The sequence below is a fragment of the Phytoactinopolyspora endophytica genome (assembly GCF_004138495.1).
GTDB classification, from domain to species: Bacteria; Actinomycetota; Actinomycetes; order Jiangellales; family Jiangellaceae; genus Phytoactinopolyspora; species Phytoactinopolyspora endophytica.
Window position 1 is genome coordinate 203,202 of sequence record NZ_ML142850.1, and the last position, 5,038, is coordinate 208,239.

Genomic DNA, 5,038 nt, shown 5'->3' on the forward strand with positions numbered 1-5,038 from the left:
GCGCGGACGCGTCCCGGGCCGGGGCGGCGGCCGGGGCGCGGAGGGCGGAACGGTGCCGGCCCGACCGGCCAGTTCCGGCTCGCGTCGCGTCCACACCTGGCGTCGGGCCCACACCTCGGCGAGCAACGTCGTCCGGTACACAGCATCAACCGCCGGCGTCGCGACCCCTTGTGACAGGCCGTGCACGGCCGCGTTCGCGAGCGTGAGCACGAGGTCGGTCTCGATCGGCCCGACCCGTCGTTTCAGGCCGCGACGCAGATCTCGCTCGATCTCGAGCAACGCGAGCGCACTCCTGACCTGACGCGGCAGCGGCGAGAACCGGAACACGGACTGGATGAGCGCCATGCCTGTGGCCACGCAGTCCGCCGCCAGCTCGGTGGCGACGGCGGCGATCGGCGTCGAGTCGCCCGGATGGGTCGGCCGTCGCCAGGAGAAGTCGTCCTCCCGGGTGCCGTGCTCTTCCTCCACGCCGCGGACGGTGTCCAGCAGCGTCCCGACGTCCACCCGCCCCTCGTCGAAGGCGACCAGCACCTGGCCGGTCACGGCGTTCACCCGCGCCCAGCGCACGCCTTTCACCCGCCGCAGCGCCTTCGGTACGTTCTCAGCCAGCCTGCGCCTGCCGGCACCATCCCGGCCACCGAGCCCACGCACCTCGATATGTACCGTTCCGTCACCGGACCAGACCCGTCGGTGCTGTCGTCTGGGGTGCACGTCGGTGAGCGCACGAGCGGCCGACGCGGCTTCCCGGGCCGGTTCACTCGGCAACATGTCGGCGGCCACCCGGGGCAGCTCGGCGGCCACCCGGGGCAGCGACGACAACGCGTGGGAGGCGGTCTGCGGCAGCACCTTGGCCGTGCCCTTCGCGACTCCCGCCGTGTATGCGGCGCCCGAGATCCCGGCCAACACCGCGCGAGCCCCAAGCCGCGCCACACCAGCACCTAGCATGCCGCTTCTGTTACCCGGACCGCCGAGTCCTAAAAGGCCACCCCGCCCAACCCTTGCGGCGTCAGGAACGGTAGTTGAACCCCGCCAGGGCCGAGGTGCCGTCGCTGTAGTGCTGGATCTCCGTCGCCGAGCCCGGCATCGGCTGCATCCGGAACATCGCCGACGGCGGCGCCTCCAGAACCATCCGGACCAGGGAGCGGATCGGCAGCGAATGGGTCGCCACCACAACCGTCTGTCCCGGATATGCGCTGACGATGCGGTCCCGGGCGGCAGCGATCCGGGTGGCGAGCTCGTCCAGCGACTCGCCGCCCGGCGGCCGGAACGACGTCGACTCGAACCATTGGGCCAGGTCGTCCGGGTACCGCTCGCTGATCTCCGCCAGCGTCAGGCCTTCCCAGACACCGAACTCGCACTCGCGCCACTCGTGGTCCAGCACGATATCCGCCGCTCCCAGCCGGGACGCGATGGCTTCGGCCGTCTGCCGGGTCCGCACCATCGGCGACGCTACGACGACCGGTACTCCGGGACCCGGTATCAGGCCGGCCGCGGAGGTGGCATCGGCGACGGTGCTCGCCTCCGCCTCGCCCGCCGGCACGGCGCCGTCCACCGTAGACAGGCGAAGGATCGCCTCGGAACCGGCCAGCAGATCAGCGGCCCGCTTGGCCTGCCCGAGGCCGACGTCGTCGAGTGGCGGCCCGTCCACACCGCCGCCGCTGAACGCATGGCCCCTCGTCATCGCGGTCTGACCGTGCCGGACCAGGACGAGGGTGGTCGGCGGGTCCATCTCCCCCGACCACAGGGCAGGCATTTCTCGGGACGGTTCCGGCTGGCTCTGCACGGACGGAGCCGGTTCCCCGGCACCTGCGAGATCCCCGGCGCCAGCGAGCTCTTCGGCCGAGGGCTGCGGGGTGGGTTTGCCGTCGAGGGCGTCGTTCAGCAGCCGGTCGGCATGGGCGTTCTCCGCACGAGGCACCCAGGTGTAGGCCACCGCGCCGGGCGAGAAGATCCGCTGCGCCGTCAGCGCCAGCGGCCGCATGTCCGGATGCTTGATCTTCCAGCGGCCGGACATCTGCTCGACCACGAGCTTGGAGTCCAGGCGCGCCTCGACCTCGGCATCAGGGTCGATGGCGAACGCCATCTGCAGGCCCGCGATCAACCCCCGGTACTCCGCGACGTTGTTGGTCGCGACGCCGATGGTCTCACCCGCCTCGGCCAGTACCTCACCCGAACCGGCGGAGCGAACCAGCGCGCCGAAGGCAGCCGGGCCCGGGTTTCCCCGAGAGCCGCCGTCGGCCTCGATGATCAACCGCGACATGCCTCTCACACGCCGCCGTCAGGCACCCGGACGAGGATGCGACGGCATTCGTCGTGACGGATCACCACCTCGGGGGCGAAGCTGGCGATCCGAGTGAGCTCCGCCGGGTCGAGCTGCATCTGGCAGCCCTCGCACATGCGGCGTCGCAGTGCCGCCGCGCCGATACCACTGGAAGAGGCGCGGATCTTCTCGTACAGGGCGAGCAGGTCCTCCGGGAGCTGGGCAGCGAGCTCGGCACGCCGCGTCCGTGCGTCCTCGGACTCCTTGTCGATCTCCGCCCATTGCGCGTCGCGGCTGCCTTGGACCTCCCGCACACGCTCACCGGTCTTCTCGCGCTGGTTGTTCACCGAGTCGACCTCGTTCTGGGCCTGCTCGAGACGCTCCATGATCTCCAGCTCGGTGTCCTCGAGCTCGGACTGGCGCCGGTTCAGCGACTCGACCTCCTTCTGGAGGCTCTCCAGCTCCTTCGGTGAGGAGACCTGGCCCGAGTCGAGGCGTTTCTGGTCACGCGATTTGCGAGTCCGTACCTGCTCCACATCGGAGTCGGCACGCTTCTGCTCGCGTTCCAGATCGCTCACGGCCGTCTGCGCTACCACGAGGGCATCGCCCAGCCGAGCGTGTTCGGCGGCGAGGGTTTCGACTTCAGCGACCTCCGGCAGGGTCTTGCGCCGGTGCGCCAACTGGTCAAGCTTCAGGTCCAGCTTCTGCACATCGAGGAGGCGGAGCTGGACTTCCGGGTCAACGTTCAGCAGTAGTCCCTTCCTCGGGCACGGGCGTCCCGGGTGAGCGGGACGGCTCGTGCAGTGTCCACGGATCTGTCGGTACCACGGATACGTGGGTTTCCACCCTAGTACCTTCTACGCCAAGATCGGCCCGCAGTCTCTGGGCCGCAACTGTGAGCCACGGCCATTCCCCAGCCCAGTGCGCGACGTCTACGAGAGCGGGCCCGCCGTTGTCGATCGCCTCGGAGGCCGGATGGTGCCGCAGATCCCCGGTCACGTAGGCGTCGACGCCGGAACGGCGCGCGGTTTCCAGCAAGGAGTCCCCTGCTCCGCCGCATACCGCCACCGTGCGGATCGGTGCATCAGGATCGCCCGCGGCCCGTACTCCCGCCGCGGTCGCGGGCAGCGCGCCCGCCACCCGCCGGAGGAATGCGCGCAGCGATTCCGGCTCCTCGAGCATGCCGATCCTGCCGAGGCCCGTCGTCGCCGGAAGGACCGCCAGTTCATAGATGTCGTACGCCGGTTCCTCGTAAGGGTGCGCGGCGATCAGCGCGTCGACGACGTGCGTCCGCAGCCGTCGTGGGACCACCATCTCCAGCCGGTACTCGGCTACCTCCTCGATCTCCCCGACCTGCCCGATGGTCGGGTTCGCCCCGGCGCCGGGCCGGAACGTGCCGGTGCCGGACGTCGTCCACGCGCAGCGCTCGTAGTCGCCGATCACCCCCGCTCCGACGGCCGTGAGCGCGTCCAGCACCCGTCCGGTGTGCGGCTCGGGAACGAAGACGACCAGCTTGTCCTGCTGCTCACCGGAGTGCGCGCTGAGCGGTCGCAGGCCGTGTAGCCCGAGCGCGTCCGCCAGCGCGTCGTTCACCCCGGGATCGGCGGTGTCCGCGTTGGTGTGTGCGGTGTAGAGGGCGATGCCGTTGGAGACCAGGCGATGGACCAGCCGGCCCTTCGGGTTGGTGGCGGCGACGCCGTGCACCGGCCGCAGGAACAACGGATGGTGGGTGACGATCAGGTCCGCGCCCCACTCGATGGCCTCGTCGGCAACGGCGGCGACCGGGTCCACGGCGAACAACACCCGCCGCACCTCCGCATCCGGGTCACCGCAGACCAGTCCGACGGCGTCCCAGGACTCCGCCCGCGACTGCGGGTAGTGCTGTTCCAGAACGTTCAGTACATCGGCAAGCGTCGACACAGCCGCCACCCTAGTTCAGACTCGTGACCATCAGCTGCGAACCCCAACGAGAAGGGCTTGCGTTCCAGAGTAGGCACGATTCGCTTCTTCGCGAACAGGTCCAGCCGCGTCGTTGCGACCGACCCAGGCACCGATCATCCACCTCATCAAGTGGCAAGCGGTTGATGATCGCCGCGCCGGCGGGCGAGAACGGCGAGCACGGTGGGGAGCGGGACGTCGTCCGTCCCCGATTCGGCGCCTCCTGTCCGGGGCTCCACGACGCGGACGATGCTCAGCTCACCGTCGAGCACGGCGTTGATGACGTCGGCCAACGGCACGTGCCGCATGCCCACCCTGTCCCGGATGCCGCTGTTGGTCCACCACGGCTGGTGCTCGTGCCAGCCGGCGCGGTGATACTTGGGGTGGATGATCCGTCGTCCGTCATCGGTCCATTCGACGGAGGGTCCGTTGTAGCACGGGTGCACGCCATAGAAGAGGAACAGACCACCGGGAGTCAGGACGCGAGCGGCTTCTCGTACGACACCGCGGAAGTCATCGACGTCGGTGGAAACCCACGTCGCCACGACCGTGTCGAAGGTGCCGTCCTCGAACGGCAGCCGCGCCGCGTCGCCCTGGACCAGCACACGGTTCCGACGACGCGCGACTCGGAGCTGGTCCGCCGAGATATCGACACCGACAACCGCGCGTCCGGTGGACCGGATCGCGTCCGCGTATTGCCCGGTGCCGCACCCGAGATCCAGGCACCGACCGCTCCCCCGCCCCAGCAACGACCGGACGATGTCGCTATGTCGCGATGCGGCAGGAGAGTTCCACTCGTCGTACCAGTCGGCGTGCCCGTCATAGCGCGGGCGGTCAAGC

General features: G+C 69.9%; 5 protein-coding genes. All 5 read right to left on the reverse strand.

Annotated elements, in window-relative coordinates:
* Nucleotides 1-930, reverse strand: a 930-nt coding sequence (locus ELR45_RS04270; RefSeq protein WP_205855917.1) for a heavy-metal-associated domain-containing protein, incomplete at its 3' end; no start/stop codon positions are given.
* Nucleotides 931-1,006: 76 nt separating this feature from the next.
* Complete coding sequence (locus tag ELR45_RS04275) at nucleotides 1,007-2,260, reverse strand: bifunctional RNase H/acid phosphatase (RefSeq protein ID WP_129663723.1); 1,254 nt, start codon at nucleotides 2,258-2,260, stop codon at nucleotides 1,007-1,009.
* A 5-nt stretch (nucleotides 2,261-2,265) separates the two neighbouring features.
* Nucleotides 2,266-2,970 carry a zinc ribbon domain-containing protein gene (locus tag ELR45_RS04280; protein ID WP_205855919.1) on the reverse strand — a complete coding sequence of 235 codons (705 nt, stop codon included), beginning with the start codon at nucleotides 2,968-2,970 and terminating at the stop codon, nucleotides 2,266-2,268.
* A gap of 28 nt (nucleotides 2,971-2,998) precedes the next feature.
* Complete coding sequence (locus ELR45_RS04285; protein WP_205855921.1) at nucleotides 2,999-4,180, reverse strand: Nif3-like dinuclear metal center hexameric protein; 1,182 nt, start codon at nucleotides 4,178-4,180, stop codon at nucleotides 2,999-3,001.
* A 146-nt stretch (nucleotides 4,181-4,326) separates the two neighbouring features.
* Nucleotides 4,327-5,038: class I SAM-dependent methyltransferase (locus ELR45_RS04290; protein WP_165367468.1), on the reverse strand; the 712-nt coding region annotated here is incomplete at its 5' end.